Here is an 18400-nt window from a genome sequence, read left to right as displayed (position 1 = left end):
TCGGAATCCGAATCCTCAACCTGAGGTTTTATTGATTATGCAAAGCCAGAAAATTCGTATTCGCCTTAAAGCGTTTGATTATAGGTTGATAGACAAGTCAGCCATGGAGATCGTTGAAACAGCCAAACGTACGGGCGCGGTTGTTAAGGGCCCGGTGCCCTTGCCGACGCGCATCGAGCGGTTCGATGTGCTTCGCTCGCCTCATGTTAACAAGACCTCTCGGGATCAATTCGAGATTCGAACCCATCTGCGGCTGATGGATATCATGGACCCCACCGATAAGACGGTAGACGCGCTGATGAAACTCGATCTCCCCGCTGGCGTGGATGTAGAAATAAAATTGTAGGTCATCCAGGTGGCGTGTCGTTGTGCATGTTGTGGCGAATGACGCAGGCTGCCTGATCAAAAATAGTGCAAATTGCCGGTCAATTGAAATCGGCACCTTTTAATAAGGGTAACTAAAATGAGTTTAGGACTCGTCGGCCGCAAGGTCGGCATGACCCGTATTTTCACCGATGACGGCGATAGCCAGCCGGTAACGGTTCTTGACGTATCTAACAATCGTGTCACCCAAATAAAAACGCCCGCCAAGGACGGCTACTCCGCCATACAGGTGACCTTCGGCAAGCGACGCGCCATTCGCGTTAATAAGCCGTCAGCAGGGCATTTCGCCAAGGCGGCGGTAGAAGCGGGGCATGTGCTCAAGGAGTTTCGCGTCAGCCAGGAAGTGCTCGACAGCCTTAAACCAGGTGCAGTTGTCGGTCTTGAGCTTTTTCAGGTCGGACAGAAGGTGGACGTCACCGGAACATCGATCGGCAAGGGCTATGCGGGGGTGATCAAGCGGCACGGCTTTTCCTCGAACCGGGCCAGTCACGGGAATTCGAAGTCGCATAATGTTCCAGGTTCCATTGGTATGGCGCAGGATCCGGGCCGTGTGTTCCCCGGCAAGCGCATGTCCGGGCATCTGGGTAATGTGCAGCGCACCACGCAGAACCTGGAGGTGCTGCGCGTCGACACGGACCGTGGCCTGCTGCTGATCAAGGGTGCAATTCCGGGCTCGAGAGGTGGTGATGTAGTGGTGCAGCCGAGCGTCAAGGTGAGCAGAACGGGTGCGAAGCCCGCAGCTGGTGGCGATAGTAAGACAGCGGCAAAAGGCGGTAAGAGGGCGGGGGTATAATGGAACTTAAATTAATAGACGATAAGGGCCAGTCAGCTACGAGCGTTTCCGCTCCGGATGCGTTATTTGCACGGGAATATAACGAAGCTCTTGTGCATCAGCTGGTTACCGCCTATCTCGCCAATGCGCGTAGCGCAAACCGTGCCCAGAAGGGGCGTTCGGACGTCGCGAAAACGACTCGCAAGCCCTGGCGGCAAAAGGGCACAGGGCGGGCGCGTGCGGGGATGGCTTCCAGCCCGTTATGGCGAGGAGGTGGAAAAACGTTTCCGAACAGCCCGGAAGAAAATTTCAGCCACAAGGTCAACCGTAAGATGTATAGGGCCGGAATTGGCGCCATTCTGTCTCAGCTCGTCCGTGAGGACCGCCTCTCGGTGGTGGAAAACTTCGTGGTCGAGGGGCCGAAGACCAAAGCACTGGCGCAAAAACTGAAAGACATGGGGCTCGCCGAGGTGATGATTATCACTGATGACCTCGACGAGAATCTCTACCTTTCATCGCGCAATCTGCCATTGGTAAAGATAGTGGAAGCGGGTCACGCCGATCCGGTAAGTCTCATGCGTTTTGCGAAAGTTCTGGTCACTCGTGGCGCTTTGACGAAAATGGAGGAGATGCTTGTATGAATGCGCAAACTTTTAATGCTGAACGCCTGTTGCAGGTGATAATTGCGCCCCAGGTATCGGAAAAGGCTACGTATATAGCCGAGAAACACAATCACGTCATATTTCGGGTTGCGCAGGACGCTACCAAGTCCGAGATTAAAGCAGCTATCGAGCTGATATGGAAGCCACAAAACATTCAAGTTAAAAGCGTGCAGATAGCCAACGTCAAGGGTAAGCAAAAGCGCTTTGGCCGTTTTATCGGGCGTCGCAGCAATTGGAAGAAAGCCTATGTCAGCATTCAGGCTGATCAGGAAATAAACTTTTCTGATATCGCACAAGGAGAAGTCAAGTAATGGCACTGGTTAAAGTCAAACCAACCTCTCCCGGTCGTCGTGCAGTCGTTAAAGTTGTCAGTCGCGACTTGCATAAGGGCGCGCCATACGCCAGACTGGTTGAAAAACAGAACCACTCGGCTGGGCGCAATAATAACGGGCAAATTACCACTCGTCACATGGGTGGTGGTCATAAACAACACTATCGCATTGTTGATTTTCGGCGGAACAAGGATGGTGTCGTTGCGAAGGTAGAGCGGCTGGAATACGACCCGAATAGGAGCGCGCGTCTGGCGCTTCTTTGCTACGCCGACGGCGAGCGTCGCTACATTATCGCGCCCAACGGAGTTAGTGCTGGTACGCAATTGATGAGCGGGGCGGACGCTCCAATCAAGAATGGAAATGCGTTGCCGTTGCGCAACATTCCTGTGGGCAGCACGATTCATTGCGTGGAGATGATCCCGGGCAAGGGGGCGCAACTGGCGCGTTCTGCTGGAACATCGGTACAACTCCTCGCGCGGGAGGGGGACTACGCGCAGTTGCGTTTGCGCTCCGGCGAGATCCGAAAAGTACATGTGAACTGCCGCGCCACGATAGGCGAGGTTGGAAACGAGGAACATAATCTACGGTCCATCGGAAAAGCGGGGGCTCAGCGTTGGCGCGGTATCCGGCCAACGGTTCGCGGGGTTGTCATGAACCCCGTAGACCACCCCCATGGTGGTGGAGAAGGCAAAACTGCCGCGGGACGCCATCCGGTAAGCCCGTGGGGAACACCCGCGAAGGGTTTTCGCACCCGGGCCAACAAACGTACGGATGGGATGATCGTACGGCGTCGTTATTCAAATAAAGGGTAATGGATCATGCCACGTTCTGTAAAAAAGGGCCCGTTTGTCGACTTGCACTTGATTGCCAAGGTGGAGGCTGCGCGGGCTACAAACGATAAACGCCCCATCAAAACCTGGTCGCGTCGCTCGACGGTGCTGCCGGATTTTATCGGTCTGACGATTGCCATTCATAACGGGAAACAGCACATCCCTGTCTATGTTACCGAGAACATGGTGGGGCATAAGCTTGGGGAATTTTCCCATACCCGTACTTTCAAGGGGCACTCAGGCGACAGGAAAGCTGTAGCTGGGCCGAGGAAATAGGAATATCCGAATATGCAAACAACAGCTATATTGCGCGGGGTCCGGTTATCGGAGCAGAAAGGCCGCCTGGTGGCCGACCAGATTCGGGGGCTGCCTGTCGATCGGGCGCTGAACCTGCTGGCGTTCAGTCCAAAAAAAGCCGCCGTCATCATTCGTAAACTGCTCGAATCCGCCATTGCCAATGCGGAGCATAATGATGGCGCGGACATAGACGAATTGAAGGTATCAACGATATACGTCGATCGGGGAACGTCCATGATGCGTACCAGCGCTCGGGCCAAGGGCCGGGGTAATCGGATCGTCAAGCCGACGTGTCACATCCATCTTACTGTTGGCGACAAAGCCGGCAAGAAAAAGTAAAGGGCGTACCAAAATATGGGACAAAAAATAAATCCGACAGGTTTTCGACTTTCAGTATTAAAAAACTGGACATCGAAATGGTACGCCAATAGTAAAAATTTCCCGGGGATGCTGAACGAGGATATTAAGGTCCGGGCATACCTGAAAAAGAAATTGGCGCATGCATCAGTTGGCCGTGTAATCATTGAACGGCCCTCCAAGAATGCTCGAATCACTATCTATAGTTCGCGGCCAGGGGTGGTAATAGGAAAAAAGGGCGAGGATATCGAGGTTCTGCGTGGAGCGTTGCAAAAGCTCATGGGTGTCCCAGTACACGTGAATATTGAAGAGATCCGCAAACCGGAAATCGATGCGCAACTGATAGCCGACAATATTGCGCAGCAGTTAGAAAAACGCATTATGTTCCGTCGTGCCATGAAGCGAGCGATGCAGAATGCCATGCGTCTGGGTGCCCAAGGGATTAAAATCATGAGCTCCGGTCGCTTGAATGGCATCGAAATCGCGCGCACAGAATGGTACCGGGAAGGACGTGTGCCGCTCCATACGTTGCGCGCTGATCTCGATTATGGCGTGTCTGAAGCGAAGACGACTTACGGCGTGATAGGCATCAAGGTGTGGGTGTTCAAGGGCGAGGTGATAGGTCGGGGCGACCAGCCGGCAGGCGTATCCCTACAAACACCACCCCCGGGGGGAGAACCAGAAAGCAAACGACCGGCGCGCAAACCCGGGGTAAGGACCGATTCCAGGGGTGACGCCAAACCCGGCGAAAGGAAAGCGCAGCGGAAGACGGAACCTGGAGTTGAGGAGGCCGGCGCCAAGCCGGCAATTAAAAAGATAGTGAAGCCAGGAGCGAACGATGCAGCAGCCAGCTAGAACGAAATACCGCAAGCAGCAAAAAGGGCGCAACAAGGGGGTTGCGACGCGCGGTGCCAAAGTCAGTTTTGGTGAGTACGGGCTCAAGGCGGTCGGTCGTGGTCGCTTGACCGCGCGGCAGATTGAAGCTGCACGCCGCGCAATGACACGGCACATAAAACGTGGTGGACGTATCTGGATTCGTATATTCCCCGACAAGCCGATCTCCCATAAGCCTGCTGAGGTGCGGATGGGTAACGGAAAGGGTAACCCGGAATACTTTGTGGCGGAGATCCAGCCGGGAAAAATGTTGTATGAAATGGACGGCGTTGATGAAGTGCTGGCGAGACAGGCATTCCGCCTCGCTGCCGCCAAGCTGCCGATCCAGACTACATTTGTTATTCGACAAGTAGGCGCTTAATCATGAAATCGAAGGCCAAGGAATTAAGGACCAAGAACGCAGTGGAACTACAATCCGAAGTATTGGAGCTCGTGAGGGCAAAATTTAGTCTGCGCATGCAGCACGCGACCCAGCAGCTGGGTAACACAACGCAGTTGCGGAACATCCGTCGGGATATTGCGCGGGCAAAAACTATTCTCGGTGAGAAGGTGAAACAGTCATGAGTGAGACCAGTCTAAACCGTATTCTGAGCGGCAAAGTGGTTAGCGATAAAATGAACAAGACTATTACGGTTCTGGTCGAGCGTAAGGTTAAGCATCCGCTTTACGGGAAAATTATCGTGCGCTCTAAAAAATATCACGTCCATGACGAAAACAATGAGTTTCATGAGGGCGATACAGTAACAATAGAAGAATGTCGGCCTTATTCGAAAACCAAAGCCTGGCGAGTGGTCAAGTCGTTGGATGAAGCTGAGCAGGTTAGTTGATCCGTGGCAGAATCAGGCGAAAAAATTGTGACTTGTTTTTCTGCTCAGGCTGCCATATAATTTCACGTTTTTGTTTCTGGCCGTTAATTTTCCCGCAGCCTGCTAGTTCTTGCTGCATCACAACCCGAACGGGTTCCAATACTATCCATGCGCTGTTTCGGCTGGAAAAGTTGGAGAGAGTGAGTAAATAATGATTCAAATGCAATCTATCCTCCAGGTAGCCGATAACACGGGCGCGCGTTCAATCATGTGCATAAAGGTATTGGGCGGCTCCAAACGCCGTTACGCTGGTATCGGTGATGTTATAAAGGTTAGTGTGAAGGATGTGGCGCCACGGGGGCGTGTAAAAAAGGGCGAAGTATACAATGCCGTGGTGGTGAGAACCTCAAAAGGGGTTCGTCGCGCAGATGGCTCGTTGATCAAGTTCGACAACAATGCTGCAGTACTGCTGAATGCCAAGCTGGAGCCTATCGGTACACGTATTTTTGGACCTGTAACGCGTGAATTACGGAACGCACGCTTCATGAAAATTGTTTCGCTTGCGCCAGAAGTTTTGTAAGCGCGCGTCAGGGGAGTCAGTATGCGAAAGATAAAGAAAGGTGATGATGTAATTGTCATCACCGGCAGGGACAAGGGTAAACGGGGTACCGTGTTGCGCGTGGTTGATGCGGACTTGGTGGTGGTCGAGGGAGCCAATAAGGTCAAGAAGCACCAGCGGCCGGATCCGAGTAAAGGAACGACTGGTGGAATCGTCGAGATGGAAATGCCCTTACAGGTTTCAAACATAGCGATTTACAATCCGGCCACGCAGAAAGCCGACCGGATAGGATTTAGGGTCGTGGAAGGCAAAGGCAAAGTCCGCTATTTTAAATCCAACGGCGAACTGCTTGACGCCTGAGAAGGGAAAACATATGGCTCGTTTACAAGAATTCTATCGCAACACCGTGGTGAATCAGTTGATGCAACAGTTCGCCTACAAATCGGTTATGGAAGTGCCGCGTATCAGCAAAATAACGCTGAATATGGGCGTCGGTGAAGCAGTGGCCGATAAAAAGATTATGGATAACGCCGTCGGCGATATGCAAAAAATTGCCGGTCAAAAGCCTGTCGTAACGAAGGCAAAGAAATCTATCGCGACGTTCAAGGTGCGGGACGGTTATCCGGTAGGCTGTATGGTGACATTGCGTCGCGTGCGCATGTACGAATTTCTGGATCGGTTGGTTAATGTGGCGATTCCGCGTGTTCGTGATTTTCGGGGTATTTCCGGCAAGGCGTTTGATGGCCGGGGAAATTATAATATGGGTATCAAGGAGCAGATCATTTTCCCGGAAATCGAATATGACAAAATTGATGCACTGCGCGGAATGAATATTACGATTACAACCACGGCGAAAACGGATGCAGAGGCTAAGGCATTACTCGCGGCATTTAAATTTCCATTTAAAAATTGAGAATAGCATGGCGAAAGTAGCTGTAATCAACCGTGATTTGAAGCGCCGCGAAACGGTCAAGAAATATGCGGCGCGGCGTGCCGAATTACTGGCAATTATCAATGATGCTAGTCTCGGGGATGAGGATCGGCATTCCGCCCGGATCAAGCTGCAGATGTTGCCGAGGGATTCCAGTCCGGTACGACTTCGCAATCGCTGCTCATTGACGGGTCGCCCTCGCGGCGTCTACAGCAAATTTGGGCTCGGTCGTGGCAAGCTTCGTGATATAGCCATGAGCGGAGAAATTCCGGGCGTGATCAAGGCGAGTTGGTGAGCCCATCATATTGTTTCCATGGGGCGTTTGAATGGGCGATGACAAACGAGACTCAATCGTATTTAAGAGAGCAGGTCCAATATGGTTAACGTAGGTTTTCTCGGAAATGGCTTATTGACCTGCTCCGGAATTTGGATTTCCAGAGGTATCCTTAGATGAGTATGAGTGACCCAATCGCGGATATGTTGACGCGTATTCGTAACGCGCAGCTTTCTGAAAAAACATCCGTTGTGATGCCGGCTTCCAAACTTAAAGCGGCTATCGCTCAAGTATTGAAGGATGAAGGTTATGTCGAGGATTTCGCCGTTCACGACTCGAACGGAAAGCCGGTACTGGATATCAGCCTCAAGTATTATGCTGGTCGTCCGGTGATCGAGAAAATCGAGCGGGTTAGCCGCCCCGGTTTGAGAATCTACAAAGCCAGCGACAAGCTTCCTAGCGTCATGAATGGTCTTGGCGTGGCGATCGTTTCAACCTCCAAAGGGGTGATGACCGAGCGTAAAGCACGCGCCAGCGGGGTAGGCGGCGAAGTGTTATGTATAGTGGCCTAAGGAAAAAACATGTCTCGAGTAGGTAAAAATCCTGTGCCAGTGCCTGGGAATGTAGAGGTAGCACTGTCAACGAACGAAGTGTCGGTTAAGGGACCATTGGGCACATTGCGGCACAATCTTGTTTCGGACATCCGTGTCGAACGTGAAGGCGACAGTTTATTAATCAAGCCCTCGAACGCTTCGAAGCAGGCAAACGCAATGTCCGGAACGATGCGCGCGCTTCTGGCCAATATGGTTAAAGGAGTTACCAGCGGTTTCGAGAAAAAGTTGACGCTGGTGGGTGTGGGTTATCGCGCCCAGGCTGCGGGCGATGTTCTTAACCTGACATTGGGATTCTCTCATCCTGTTGCCCATAAGATGCCGGAAGGTGTAAAGGTTGAGACGCCGACTCAAACGGAGATTGTCATCAAGGGGATAGATAAGCAGCAGGTGGGTCAGGTAGCTGCCGACGTACGCGCTTATCGCAAGCCTGAACCTTATAAGGGGAAAGGCGTACGTTATGCAGACGAAAAGATTGTGTTGAAGGAAACCAAGAAGAAATAATTAGGGTATATATGCTGAAATCAACAAAATCCCGCTTGCGGCGAGCTCGTCAAACCCGCGCCAAGATCGCCGAATTAAAAGTAGTGCGTTTGGCGGTGCATCGCAGCAACTGTCACATTTATGCGCAGCTGATAGATGGTGCTGGCGGAACCGTGCTCACCAGCGCTTCGACTTTGGAGCCGGAGCTCCGGAAAGAATTGCCCAATGGCGGTACCGTTGGGGCGGCAGCGGCAGTCGGCAAAAGAGTTGCGGAAAAGGCCAAAAGCCTGGGCATCGAGACGGTTGCATTCGACCGTTCGGGTTTCAAATATCACGGGCGCGTGAAGGCACTGGCCGAGGCTGCTCGCGAGCATGGCCTCAAATTCTAAGTGAGGAAAGATAATGGCTAAGATGCAGGGACGAATGCAGGGGAAAGTACCCCAGGGCGATGATCGTGGCGATGGCCTCAAGGAAAAAATGGTGGCGATCAATCGGGTCACCAAGGTGGTGAAGGGGGGGCGCATACTCGGATTCGCGGCGTTAACCGTGGTTGGGAATGGGGATGGCGGCGTGGGCATGGGTAAAGGTAAATCCCGTGAAGTTCCCGTTGCGGTACAGAAGGCCATGGATGAGGCGCGACGCAAGATGATCAAGGTGAGCCTCAAGAACGGAACACTGCACCATCCCGTAATCGGCAGGCACGGTGCTGCGACGGTGTATATGCAACCCGCTTCCGAAGGTACCGGCATCATTGCAGGCGGCCCCATGCGAGCAATATTCGAAGTGATGGGCGTGCATAACATCCTGGCGAAGTGTATCGGTTCAACGAATCCCTATAATGTTGTGCGTGCAACCCTGAACGGGTTAAAAGATATGAACACTCCCTCGGAAATTGCAGCCAAGCGAGGCAAGAGCGTCGAAGATATCCTTGGATTGGTGAAATGAACGATAACGGGAAGAAGATCAGGGTCACCCTGATCAAAAGCCTAATCGGCACTAAGCGAACGCATAGGGCAACGGTGCGCGGGTTAGGGCTTCGTGGGATCAATAGCAGCGTGGAGCTGGAAGATACTCCCGCCGTGCGAGGGATGATCAATCATGTTTATTACCTCGTAAAAAGTGAGGCCTAAATGCAGCTGAATTCGATTAAACCTGCGGCCGGAGCGAAACAGGAAAGAAGGCGCGTAGGCCGCGGCATTGGCTCTGGTTTCGGTAAGACGGCGGGGCGTGGTCACAAGGGACAGAAGTCCCGGGCCGGCGGATTCCATAAGGTGGGTTTCGAAGGGGGACAAATGCCTCTGCAGCGCCGCTTGCCGAAGCGGGGTTTTGTTTCGCTTACCAGGAAAGGCGGGATGGAAGTGCGGTTGTCGGCGCTGAGCCGGGTATCGGACGAGACCATCGATATGCTGATATTGAAGCAGGCGGGAATCATCCCGAATTCTGCCGTTACCGCGAAAGTGATACTTTCGGGGAAGATCGAACGCGCGGTCAAGTTACGGGGCATTGCTGTCAGCAAGGGCGCCAGGGCGGCGATTGAAGCGGTGGGCGGCAGTGTTGAATAAGCTCAAGAGGAGATAGATTGGCCGCTAGCGATTCCCTGCGGGGGCTCTCCGGGAAGCTTGGAGACTTGAAACGTCGGTTATGGTTCTTGCTGTTCGCGTTGATCGTCTACCGCATCGGTGCGCATGTTCCGGTACCCGGCATTGATCCGGTGGTGCTGAAAGACTTGTTTGAGTCTCAGCAAGGCGGCATCCTCGGGATGTTTAATATGTTTTCCGGGGGCGCGCTTTCGCGTTTTTCGATTTTTGCGCTCGGAATCATGCCCTATATTTCTGCATCCATCATTATGCAGTTGGGGACGGTGGCGTTCCCTTACCTGGAGGCGCTCAAGAAGGAGGGTGAATCCGGGCGCCGGAAAATAACTCAGTACACCCGGTACGGCACGCTGGGATTGGCGTTGGTGCAGGGCTACGGTATTTCCATTGCGTTGCAATCCCAAGCCGGATTGGTGATCGAGCCTGGCCCGATGTTCCTGTTGACAACGGTGATCACGCTGGTTACCGGTACGATATTTCTGATGTGGCTAGGCGAACAGATTACCGAGCGGGGTATCGGCAACGGTATTTCCCTCATTATATTCGCTGGAATTGCGGCCGGGCTGCCAAGTGCGATCGGCGGTACCCTCGAACTGGTTCGGACCGGTGCGATGCATTTTCTGGTGGCATTGGGGATTTTTCTGGCTGCAACAGTTGTAACGGGCTTTGTCGTCTTCGTCGAACGTGGCCAGCGCAAGATACTGGTCAACTATGCGAAACGGCAAGTCGGGCGGAAAGTATATGGCGGCCAGAGCTCCCATCTTCCATTGAAGCTTAATATGGCTGGGGTGATTCCGCCGATCTTCGCTTCGAGCATCATTCTGTTCCCGGCGACGTTGGCGGGCTGGTTTTCCAGTGGGGAATCCATGAGCTGGCTGAAGGATATCAGCGGTGCGTTATCTCCGGGACAGCCCGTGTACGTGATGCTGTACGCGGCGATGATCGTATTTTTCTGTTTCTTTTATACCGCTTTGGTATTTAATCCCAAGGAAACGGCGGAGAATCTGAAAAAAAGCGGCGCTTTCATACCGGGGATTCGCCCAGGTGATCAAACCGCCCGGTATATCGAGCGGATTATGTTAAGACTTACCCTGGCTGGCGCGATTTATGTAACCCTCGTATGCTTGTTGCCCGAGTTTCTGATCTTGAAATGGAACGTGCCGTTTTATTTCGGCGGTACTTCTCTCTTGATTATTGTCGTGGTAACGATGGATTTCATGGCGCAAGTACAGGCTTACATCATGTCGCATCAATATGAGAGCCTTTTGAAGAAAACAAACTTCAAAGGCGGTGGCGGGTTACCGGCAAGATAGTTCGTCTAAGGATAGGATGGCTAAGGAAGAAACGATTCAAATGCAAGGCGAGATACTGGAGACGTTGCCTAATGCGACGTTCCGGGTCAAGTTAGAGAATGGGCACGTAGTGCTGGGCCATATTTCCGGAAAGATGCGCATGCATTACATTCGCATTTTACCGGGTGACAAGGTGACAGTGGATTTGACGCCCTACGATTTAAGTAGAGCGCGCATCACATTCCGCGCGAAATAGCGGGAAGGAGAGTACATGAAAGTGTTGGCATCAGTAAAAAAGATTTGCCGCAATTGTAAAATCATTCGGCGCAATCGTGTCGTGCGTGTAATTTGCACGGATCCGAGGCACAAGCAGCGGCAGGGTTAGTCGGAAAGCGCCGTCTGGATGCTATAATCTAAAATTTTTCGTAGGAAAAGTGTATGGCCCGTATTGCTGGAGTAAATATCCCGAATCATCAGCATGCCGAAATCGCATTGACGTCCATTTACGGCATAGGTCGCACCAGGGCGCGCGAGATTTGTGCGGCGACCGGGATTGCTTCCTCCACCAAGATCAAAGATGTGACCGACGCCCAGATGGATAAGCTCCGGGATCAAGTCGCAAAATTTGCGGTCGAAGGTGACCTTCGGCGTGAAGTCTCAATGAACATCAAAAGGCTAATGGACCTCGGCTGCTATCGTGGATTGCGTCATCGGCGCGGCTTGCCGGTGAGGGGTCAACGTACCCGGACAAATGCAAGGACGCGAAAGGGTCCAAGGAAAGCAGTGCGTGCCTCCAGCGGAAAAGCAGCGGGAAAATGATAGAAATGCTCGTAGCTAACTGAACAGCAGGTCAAAGGATAAATTCAATGGTAAAAGCAGCCACTCGGGTACGCAAAAAGGTCAAGAAGAACGTGGCGGAGGGTATTGCCCACGTTCATGCTTCGTTTAATAACACGGTTGTGACGATCACAGATCGTCAGGGTAACGCGTTGTCATGGGCAACTTCCGGTGGCGCAGGTTTTAAAGGGTCTCGTAAAAGCACGCCATTCGCCGCTCAGGTGGCGGCCGAGCAGGCGAGTAAGGTTGCGCAGGAATGTGGTGTGAAAAATTTGGAAGTGCGCATAAAGGGCCCGGGTCCTGGACGCGAGTCCGCAGTTCGGGCATTGAATGCGGCCGGCTTCAAAATTACCAGTATTTCGGATGTGACGCCCGTGCCTCACAACGGTTGTCGTCCACCTAAGAAACGTCGTATTTAAGGAGTAAGACTGTGGCAAGAAATCTTGATCCCAAATGTCGGCAATGCCGCCGGGAAGGCGAAAAATTATTCCTGAAGGGAGAGAAATGCTTTACCGACAAATGCGCGATAGAACGCAGGAACTATGCACCTGGACAGCACGGGCAGAAAAGCGCGCGGTTGTCGGATTATGGAGTGCAGTTGCGTGAGAAGCAGAAACTGCGCCGGATCTACGGGATACTGGAACGCCAGTTCCACAATAACTATCAATTAGCGGACAAACAGCGCGGCATTACTGGTGAAAACTTACTGCAGTTGCTGGAGTGCCGCCTTGATACCGTCGCTTACCGTATGGGTTTTGGCGCATCGCGGTCCGAAGCACGTCAAATCGTGCGACATAACGGGATTCTGGTCAATGGCCGCAGGGTCAACATTCCATCCTATCAAGTCAAGCCTGGCGACGTGGTAGAAGTTGCTGAAAAAGCAAAAAGTCATTTGCGGATCAAGGCGGCTGTTGAGGCGGCCGAACAGCGGAGCTTTCCCGACTGGATAGACATGGATGTCAAAGCGATGAAGGGTATATTTAAAACGAAACCGGAACGAGCCGACTTGCCATCGAGCATTAACGAATCTTTGGTAATCGAACTGTATTCCAAGTAATCAACGCCCAAGCCTTCCGCAAAAGGATCACCTATGCTAAGTAACACCTTTCTTACTCCGCGCATTATTGACGTCCAGAACGTTTCTCCGCTGCACGCCAAGATCACCATGGAGCCGTTTGAACGCGGCTATGGGCATACGCTGGGCAATGCTTTACGCCGGATCCTCCTGTCTTCCATGCCCGGTTTCGCCCCCACGGAAGTTCAGATCAGCGGTGTCGTGCACGAGTATTCGGCGCTGGATGGGGTGCAGGAGGATGTAGTCGATATCCTGCTTAACCTGAAGGGCATCGTGCTTAAACTGCATAATCGTCCGGACGCTATCCTGATACTCAAGAAGAAAGGAGAAGGTACGGTAACGGCGGGTGATATCGAAGTGTCGCATGATGTGGAAATCATCAATCCCGACCACGTTATCGCGCATCTCACCGCGGGTGGGAAGCTGGATATGCAAATCAAGGTCGAACAGGGCCGTGGTTATGTGCCTGGAACGGTCCGGCAATTGGCAAACGAAGGGCGCGCGATTGGCAGTATTTTACTGGATGCCTCCTTCAGTCCAGTACGGCGGGTGAGTTACGCCGTCGAAAGTGCACGCGTCGAGCAGCGTACCGATCTCGACAAGCTTATTATGGATATCGAGACGAACGGTGTGGTGGATCCCGAGGAGGCGATTCGTTATGCCGCAAAAGTACTTGTGGAGCAACTCTCCGTATTTGCCGATCTAAAAGGGACGCCGTTGCCGGTGGAGCAGCCCAAGTTGCCACAGATTGATCCGGTATTACTGCGCCCGGTGGATGATCTTGAACTTACCGTGCGTTCCGCGAACTGCCTCAAAGCGGAGAACATTTATTATATAGGCGACCTGATTCAGCGCACGGAAACGGAGTTGCTGAAAACCCCAAACCTTGGGAGAAAATCGCTTAATGAAATCAAGGAAGTATTGGCCTCCCGCGGACTGACACTGGGAATGAAACTTGAAAGCTGGCCTCCTTCCACTCTGGATAAAGGTAAAAAGGAATCAAGCCATGCGGCACCATAACGGACTCAGAAAGCTAAATCGTTCCAGCAGTCATCGGCTGGCCATGCTGCGTAATATGACAAACTCATTGCTACAGCACGAAGTCATCAAAACGACGCTGCCAAAGGCCAAGGAGCTGCGGCGGGTGATTGAACCAATGATCACCCTTGGCAAAAAGCCATCCCTGGCGAATCGCCGCTTGGCATTTGACCGGCTACGGGATCGCGATATCGTCGGTAAGTTGTTCAATGAGCTCGGTCCACGCTATCAAGCGCGGAACGGTGGGTATGTGCGTATTCTTAAATTCGGCTTCCGAAAAGGGGATAACGCGCCCATGGCATTGGTGGAATTGATGGATCGTCCTGAGCAAGCTGCCCCGTCATCGACGGGTAAAACAAATACTTAGTGCTTCGCGGTTTATCGAAGTGAGAGAGCCGGGGGTCCCCCGGCTTTTTTATGCAGACAGGTTTATAATCGAGGTGCTGTAGGAACCAATCATCGCATAAGCTCCCTTAACGCCTGGCAAGAAGCAGACCGTGTGTTTCGTTTCATTGAGGAACGGTGAAATGGTAGACATTGAAGAAGATTAAATTCAAATGGAGCGATCCCAATGGATTTAGCAAGTTGGACTGACGCGGAACTTATGTCGGTGCATGGGGAACTGCATACGTGGTGTGTCAAGCGTAAAGCCCCCACATGGGGAAACCGCTTCTGGAGTTGGACAGGATATCTTGGCGCGTTCGCGCTTCTTACGGGCCTCACCGACATGTTTTTCGGTGGTCCGACGCCGCACAACGCTGGCCTGACAGCTCTCGGGGTAATCGCCTGTTTTTCGTGGTATAAGGGCGACAAGCAGCGTAAAAAAAATAGCGACTTTCTGGAAAAACTGGAAGAGGAACTTACGCGCCGCGGGCTTAAGTATAATCAAGGCGGTTAGTTCGGACAGCGCAACACTTTGACAAATTGTCGTAGCGGACGCGCTACGGAGACGAGCGTTGCTGACGGCGTCTATGAAGAGACTACACTTAAGCAGCGTCCAAGCGATCGATTCATCTCTGGCAATATCAATCCGTATGTTTTTGAGACCCGGGAGAAAATATGCCAGCTGTTGATAAGCATGACGCTGAACTTTTCAGGTTTCTCAGCCAGTTCATGTGGGTTCAGGGAGAACCGCTCCCTTTGATATATGAGATAGGGCATGAGGTTTACGCCTCGCAGGGCGTCGATCTACCGGCGTTAAATCGTCTGGAAACGGCCGGTCTGTTGTGCCTGGATTCGGCTGGGTATGTAAAAAAATGGTTTGGGAAACATACGCGGCTGTTCTATTTCGGCAAACCGACAAAAATTCAATTTCCTCAGGATGCGAACAACCGGTTGGATCTGGGGCATGCTATCTTGACCGAAAAGGGAAAAACGCTGGCCGGGCTTTCCAATGCTACGCGGAATCAGAGATTCTACGAATATACAATCGAAACCTGGTTCCATCGAGGCTTGGTCACGTCATCGATATTGGCGCCTGGCCGATCCAATTGACTCATTTGCGCCGCGTTAATTGAAACTGCTTTAAAGTACTGATTCTTCCTTATTACAGCCGGATTGCCTGGAATGTTAGGAATTCCTGCTCATCGACTTCGGGAACGCGAGTTTGCACTTCTCATACAAGATAGGTATCTATTCCCGTCAGTAATAAATCGTATTGAGCCTCCACTATTTCCTTGATCACCATTGCGGAGATACCATTCACGACATTCCCCTCTAATGCCAACCAACCCACCGCATCTGCTGGTCCGAGACTCACGACGTAACCTAAATCGCGATGAAAGTAGGGTTCGAGCAGCTTAAACGTACCAGAGTGACGCAGAATATTCCTTGCAGCAAGCATTCCTTTGCGTACCGCGGATTGGGCGGTCATGGAATTGGAGCCAAACGAATTGTAAATAGAACAATCGCCGGCGGTGAAGATATTCTGCAGGGGCTTCTGGTGAATCACAACCTGCCCAAAAACATTAGCGGAAAAGGGCATCTTAAGCGTCTTGCCAAGGAACAGCAGCGAGATCGCGGAAGGCAGGGCAAATTGCCGGCCCGTGTCCGGTTCGTCCAAGAGGATCTCATCTGCCTGTTGCTCGCGATAACGGGTATTGGGATAGAACTCGATATCCAGATCAGACATGCGCGCCTCGGTATGAGTCGAAAACCCCGCTGGAAACTGCTTGAGCACGCGCTCGTCTCCATGGATTAAGCGCAACTTGCATCCCGTGTGCTGCCTTCGCAGGAAATCGGCAATTTCGAATAAGAATTGAATCCCCGTGGCGCCGCCGCCAACCACTGAGATGAACGGCTCGTGCGTGTCGAGGTCACCGAGTCGTGATTCCAACAAGCGTGATCCAGAAGTGGAAAAGAAGTCATACAAGTCCAAAACGTTCTGTGATTTAACCATCTTCGCGATAGGGGCACCCGAAGCGATCAGCAAGTAATCAAATTCCAGTATTTCATCGTTAATAGTGATGAACCCATCATTCTGGCACTGTTGGAGGACGTCTTCTTCAGCAATGAATTCGGCGCGAATATGGCGGCAGCCAAAGCGGTCTTCAAATGTAGAGAAGGGAATCAAAAAGTCTTCCAAGGGATATCTGAAGGTCTCGTGAAGATGGGTGATCTTGATGTGGTGTGTTGACGGGTCGATAATCGTAATACACGCATCTGGCATATGCCGCAACAAGGTCACTAACGCCGCGATGCCGGCATAGCCGCCACCCGCAATTATTATTTTGAGCCGCTTATGCCCAGGGATATAAAACGGCAGAAAAGGCACGGTTCCTCCTTTGTGAATGCGGCCTGGTTCTATAGTCGGCCATTAATCCTCTCCCGCTCGGGACTTAACATAACCGCAGCTGCTGGTGCACACAACGCTGCGTTCTACCCAGATCATAACAATCGCTGGCAGCAGCGTACATGAATGTTTTGAAAGATGTGGTTTTGATTCGAAGCCTTTGGATCGCTAAGGGGCCTGCAAGACTTTTCGAGGGATCCACTCTTGCTGCCAGTTCTCCATTGTCCACTTCCAAAATGACGCGATGTCAGCGTCGATCAATTCCGAAGGAGGAGTCTGCCCCAGGAGCCGTAATACCATTATCAGTTGCGGGATAGGATTAGAAGCATTAATCGGTGCAGCACGGGTCTGTTTGCTTAATTTCTCACCCCTTGCATTCACCACAACCGGAAGATGAAAATAGTAAGGGGTTGGATAATCGAGCAATTGTTGCAGATAAATCTGGCGAGGAGTGGAATTCAGCAAATCTTCGCCGCGAACAACGTGAGTAACCCCTTGCTCCGCGTCGTCCACCACAACCGCCAATTGATAGGCGAAGATTCCGTCAGAGCGGCGCAGGACGAAATCGCCGATATCCTGTTGTAGCTGTTGGCGGACCCAGCCTTGCAATGCATCGGTGAATTCGATTGGCTTGCTATCAGTCCGGATTCGCCACGCTGCCGGAGATATTCGGGGACGGGCGGGTTGTTGGCAAGTGCCCGGATACACCGGGCCTTCTATGCCTCTTATTGTTGAATCCAGAATTTCTTTTCGGCTACAGCTGCAGGGATAAATCAAATGCTTTCTTTCAAGGCTGGCGAGGGCTGCCCGATAAGCTTCCCCACGCTCGCTTTGATAAACAACTGAACTATCCCATTCCATTCCCAGCGCTTCGAGTACTTTCAAGATATCTGCTGATGCGCCGGGAACCTCACGCAACGGATCCAGATTCTCTATCCTGAGCAGCCATTGGCCATTATGGATTCTTGCCTCGACATAACTTCCTACAGCAGCGACGAGGGAACCCAGATGTAGCGGCCCGGAGGGAGTCGGAGCGAACCTCCCTCGATAAACAGGGCACATCGTTGGGGACAATCCGGAGCCGCGGTTAAGAGATGGATGGGACATTGCACTTAGTTTTAATTCATACGCAATTTGATTTGCCGATTTGCCGCGTCTGTAGAGATGCGGTCCCGCGACCGCGGCTGCCCGAGTGCAACTCTTTTTCCTAAAGCGATCATTTGAACGGACAGGCAAATGCACCAGTCGCAGTGAGTAACCGAAGCATTAAAAAACGCGAGCTAAAAAGTGCGGTGTCCAGTCATCGCTCTTCCCAGGCGAAATAATTTCAATATAACCTTTTTTATAAAATGGATTCATACTAAAATAACTTCGCTCCTCAGGCAGGCCCTGAGTATAGCAATTTGCAGAAACCGGACGCGGGGGAGCTATGAGCGCTCTTTTCGTCAGGGGATGCGGGGATATTGCTGAGTATTGTAGTGCTGACAAACTGCTTGACTTGGTTGATCTTCGCGGATAGTCTTTACAGGGTTGTGGGTATGTAAAGTATATGTAACATTGGTATTGATATTGGTATTTCA

Annotated in this window: 33 protein-coding genes; 31 read left to right on the top strand and 2 right to left on the bottom strand. The window is 52.0% G+C overall.

Annotated features, from left to right (window positions below):
- Window positions 1-37 precede the first annotated feature (37 nt).
- The 31 genes from rpsJ (at window position 38) to C8R31_RS14395 (ending at window position 15523) form a co-directional block, all read left to right on the top strand.
- Window positions 38-346: a 30S ribosomal protein S10 gene (gene rpsJ / locus C8R31_RS14550; protein ID WP_004180980.1), complete on the top strand. Its 309-nt coding sequence runs from the start codon at window positions 38-40 to the stop codon at window positions 344-346.
- A 117-nt stretch (window positions 347-463) separates the two neighbouring features.
- The gene (gene rplC, locus C8R31_RS14545) at window positions 464-1177 is read left to right on the top strand and encodes a 50S ribosomal protein L3 (RefSeq protein WP_107694798.1); all 714 of its coding nucleotides are present in this window, start codon (window positions 464-466) and stop codon (window positions 1175-1177) included.
- Window positions 1177-1797, top strand: a complete 621-nt coding sequence (gene rplD / locus C8R31_RS14540; RefSeq protein ID WP_107694797.1) for a 50S ribosomal protein L4 — start codon at window positions 1177-1179, stop codon at window positions 1795-1797. Before rplC ends, rplD begins: the two co-directional genes overlap by 1 nt.
- The gene (gene rplW, locus C8R31_RS14535) at window positions 1794-2129 is read left to right on the top strand and encodes a 50S ribosomal protein L23 (RefSeq protein WP_107694796.1); all 336 of its coding nucleotides are present in this window, start codon (window positions 1794-1796) and stop codon (window positions 2127-2129) included. The genes rplD and rplW overlap by 4 nt, the downstream gene beginning before the upstream one ends.
- Window positions 2129-2962 carry a 50S ribosomal protein L2 gene (gene rplB / locus C8R31_RS14530; protein ID WP_107694795.1) on the top strand — a complete coding sequence of 278 codons (834 nt, stop codon included), beginning with the start codon at window positions 2129-2131 and terminating at the stop codon, window positions 2960-2962. The genes rplW and rplB overlap by 1 nt, the downstream gene beginning before the upstream one ends.
- Window positions 2963-2968: 6 nt before the next feature.
- Window positions 2969-3256 (top strand): 30S ribosomal protein S19, encoded by a 288-nt coding sequence (gene rpsS / locus C8R31_RS14525; protein ID WP_107694794.1) that lies wholly within the window; start codon window positions 2969-2971, stop codon window positions 3254-3256.
- 12 nt (window positions 3257-3268) lie between these two features.
- Window positions 3269-3616: a 50S ribosomal protein L22 gene (gene rplV / locus C8R31_RS14520; protein ID WP_091139092.1), complete on the top strand. Its 348-nt coding sequence runs from the start codon at window positions 3269-3271 to the stop codon at window positions 3614-3616.
- 15 nt (window positions 3617-3631) lie between these two features.
- The gene (gene rpsC / locus C8R31_RS14515; protein WP_107694793.1) at window positions 3632-4489 is read left to right on the top strand and encodes a 30S ribosomal protein S3; all 858 of its coding nucleotides are present in this window, start codon (window positions 3632-3634) and stop codon (window positions 4487-4489) included.
- Window positions 4473-4889, top strand: a complete 417-nt coding sequence (rplP, locus tag C8R31_RS14510) for a 50S ribosomal protein L16 (protein WP_091139095.1) — start codon at window positions 4473-4475, stop codon at window positions 4887-4889. The genes rpsC and rplP overlap by 17 nt, the downstream gene beginning before the upstream one ends.
- A gap of 2 nt (window positions 4890-4891) precedes the next feature.
- Window positions 4892-5092, top strand: coding sequence for a 50S ribosomal protein L29 (gene rpmC / locus C8R31_RS14505; RefSeq protein ID WP_107694792.1), 201 nt, complete (start codon window positions 4892-4894; stop codon window positions 5090-5092).
- On the top strand, window positions 5089-5355 hold the full coding sequence (gene rpsQ, locus C8R31_RS14500; RefSeq protein WP_107694791.1) for a 30S ribosomal protein S17: 267 nt from the start codon (window positions 5089-5091) through the stop codon (window positions 5353-5355). Before rpmC ends, rpsQ begins: the two co-directional genes overlap by 4 nt.
- A 190-nt stretch (window positions 5356-5545) precedes the next feature.
- On the top strand, window positions 5546-5914 hold the full coding sequence (gene rplN / locus C8R31_RS14490; RefSeq protein WP_107694789.1) for a 50S ribosomal protein L14: 369 nt from the start codon (window positions 5546-5548) through the stop codon (window positions 5912-5914).
- Window positions 5915-5935: 21 nt separating this feature from the next.
- On the top strand, window positions 5936-6253 hold the full coding sequence (gene rplX, locus C8R31_RS14485; RefSeq protein WP_107694788.1) for a 50S ribosomal protein L24: 318 nt from the start codon (window positions 5936-5938) through the stop codon (window positions 6251-6253).
- Between the two features lie 13 nt (window positions 6254-6266).
- Complete coding sequence (gene rplE, locus C8R31_RS14480) at window positions 6267-6806, top strand: 50S ribosomal protein L5 (RefSeq protein ID WP_107694787.1); 540 nt, start codon at window positions 6267-6269, stop codon at window positions 6804-6806.
- A gap of 7 nt (window positions 6807-6813) precedes the next feature.
- Window positions 6814-7119, top strand: coding sequence for a 30S ribosomal protein S14 (gene rpsN, locus C8R31_RS14475; RefSeq protein WP_107694786.1), 306 nt, complete (start codon window positions 6814-6816; stop codon window positions 7117-7119).
- A 155-nt stretch (window positions 7120-7274) separates the two neighbouring features.
- Window positions 7275-7670: a 30S ribosomal protein S8 gene (rpsH, locus tag C8R31_RS14470; RefSeq protein ID WP_107694785.1), complete on the top strand. Its 396-nt coding sequence runs from the start codon at window positions 7275-7277 to the stop codon at window positions 7668-7670.
- A 9-nt stretch (window positions 7671-7679) separates the two neighbouring features.
- Entirely contained in the window at window positions 7680-8213 is a 534-nt protein-coding gene (gene rplF, locus C8R31_RS14465; protein ID WP_107694784.1) for a 50S ribosomal protein L6, read from the top strand.
- Window positions 8214-8224: 11 nt separating this feature from the next.
- Window positions 8225-8581, top strand: coding sequence for a 50S ribosomal protein L18 (gene rplR, locus C8R31_RS14460; RefSeq protein WP_375136136.1), 357 nt, complete (start codon window positions 8225-8227; stop codon window positions 8579-8581).
- Between the two features lie 34 nt (window positions 8582-8615).
- Complete coding sequence (gene rpsE / locus C8R31_RS14455; protein ID WP_219907538.1) at window positions 8616-9137, top strand: 30S ribosomal protein S5; 522 nt, start codon at window positions 8616-8618, stop codon at window positions 9135-9137.
- The gene (gene rpmD, locus C8R31_RS14450; RefSeq protein ID WP_107694783.1) at window positions 9134-9322 is read left to right on the top strand and encodes a 50S ribosomal protein L30; all 189 of its coding nucleotides are present in this window, start codon (window positions 9134-9136) and stop codon (window positions 9320-9322) included. The genes rpsE and rpmD overlap by 4 nt, the downstream gene beginning before the upstream one ends.
- Window positions 9323-9754 carry a 50S ribosomal protein L15 gene (gene rplO, locus C8R31_RS14445; RefSeq protein WP_107694782.1) on the top strand — a complete coding sequence of 144 codons (432 nt, stop codon included), beginning with the start codon at window positions 9323-9325 and terminating at the stop codon, window positions 9752-9754.
- Between the two features lie 17 nt (window positions 9755-9771).
- Window positions 9772-11100: a preprotein translocase subunit SecY gene (gene secY / locus C8R31_RS14440; protein WP_107694781.1), complete on the top strand. Its 1329-nt coding sequence runs from the start codon at window positions 9772-9774 to the stop codon at window positions 11098-11100.
- A gap of 16 nt (window positions 11101-11116) precedes the next feature.
- Window positions 11117-11335 carry a translation initiation factor IF-1 gene (gene infA / locus C8R31_RS14435; protein WP_004181006.1) on the top strand — a complete coding sequence of 73 codons (219 nt, stop codon included), beginning with the start codon at window positions 11117-11119 and terminating at the stop codon, window positions 11333-11335.
- 15 nt (window positions 11336-11350) lie between these two features.
- Window positions 11351-11464, top strand: a complete 114-nt coding sequence (rpmJ, locus tag C8R31_RS14430; RefSeq protein WP_074633734.1) for a 50S ribosomal protein L36 — start codon at window positions 11351-11353, stop codon at window positions 11462-11464.
- Window positions 11465-11517: 53 nt separating this feature from the next.
- Complete coding sequence (gene rpsM / locus C8R31_RS14425) at window positions 11518-11898, top strand: 30S ribosomal protein S13 (RefSeq protein ID WP_107694780.1); 381 nt, start codon at window positions 11518-11520, stop codon at window positions 11896-11898.
- A gap of 47 nt (window positions 11899-11945) precedes the next feature.
- Window positions 11946-12335, top strand: coding sequence for a 30S ribosomal protein S11 (gene rpsK / locus C8R31_RS14420; protein WP_091139116.1), 390 nt, complete (start codon window positions 11946-11948; stop codon window positions 12333-12335).
- An 11-nt stretch (window positions 12336-12346) separates the two neighbouring features.
- A complete protein-coding gene (gene rpsD / locus C8R31_RS14415) occupies window positions 12347-12973 on the top strand; it encodes a 30S ribosomal protein S4 (protein ID WP_107694779.1) in 627 nt (208 codons plus the stop codon).
- Window positions 12974-13006: 33 nt separating this feature from the next.
- Window positions 13007-14011 (top strand): DNA-directed RNA polymerase subunit alpha, encoded by a 1005-nt coding sequence (locus C8R31_RS14410; protein ID WP_107694778.1) that lies wholly within the window; start codon window positions 13007-13009, stop codon window positions 14009-14011.
- Window positions 13998-14396 (top strand): 50S ribosomal protein L17, encoded by a 399-nt coding sequence (gene rplQ, locus C8R31_RS14405; protein WP_107694777.1) that lies wholly within the window; start codon window positions 13998-14000, stop codon window positions 14394-14396. Before C8R31_RS14410 ends, rplQ begins: the two co-directional genes overlap by 14 nt.
- A gap of 204 nt (window positions 14397-14600) precedes the next feature.
- Window positions 14601-14927, top strand: a complete 327-nt coding sequence (locus tag C8R31_RS14400) for a hypothetical protein (RefSeq protein WP_107694776.1) — start codon at window positions 14601-14603, stop codon at window positions 14925-14927.
- A 161-nt stretch (window positions 14928-15088) separates the two neighbouring features.
- Complete coding sequence (locus C8R31_RS14395) at window positions 15089-15523, top strand: hypothetical protein (protein WP_107694775.1); 435 nt, start codon at window positions 15089-15091, stop codon at window positions 15521-15523.
- Between the two features lie 121 nt (window positions 15524-15644).
- On the opposite strand, the gene C8R31_RS14390 is transcribed toward C8R31_RS14395, so the two are convergent.
- Together C8R31_RS14390 and gluQRS are read right to left on the bottom strand one after the other, a co-directional pair.
- Entirely contained in the window at window positions 15645-16802 is a 1158-nt protein-coding gene (locus C8R31_RS14390) for an FAD-dependent oxidoreductase (RefSeq protein ID WP_107694774.1), read from the bottom strand.
- A 186-nt stretch (window positions 16803-16988) separates the two neighbouring features.
- The gene (gene gluQRS / locus C8R31_RS14385; protein WP_107694773.1) at window positions 16989-17882 is read right to left on the bottom strand and encodes a tRNA glutamyl-Q(34) synthetase GluQRS; all 894 of its coding nucleotides are present in this window, start codon (window positions 17880-17882) and stop codon (window positions 16989-16991) included.
- Window positions 17883-18400 lie beyond the last annotated feature (518 nt).

Source organism: Nitrosospira sp. Nsp2, from assembly GCF_003050965.1.
Taxonomy (GTDB): domain Bacteria; phylum Pseudomonadota; class Gammaproteobacteria; order Burkholderiales; family Nitrosomonadaceae; genus Nitrosospira.
Note: the sequence above shows the minus strand (reverse complement) of the source record. Positions and strands in the feature narration are given on the sequence as shown.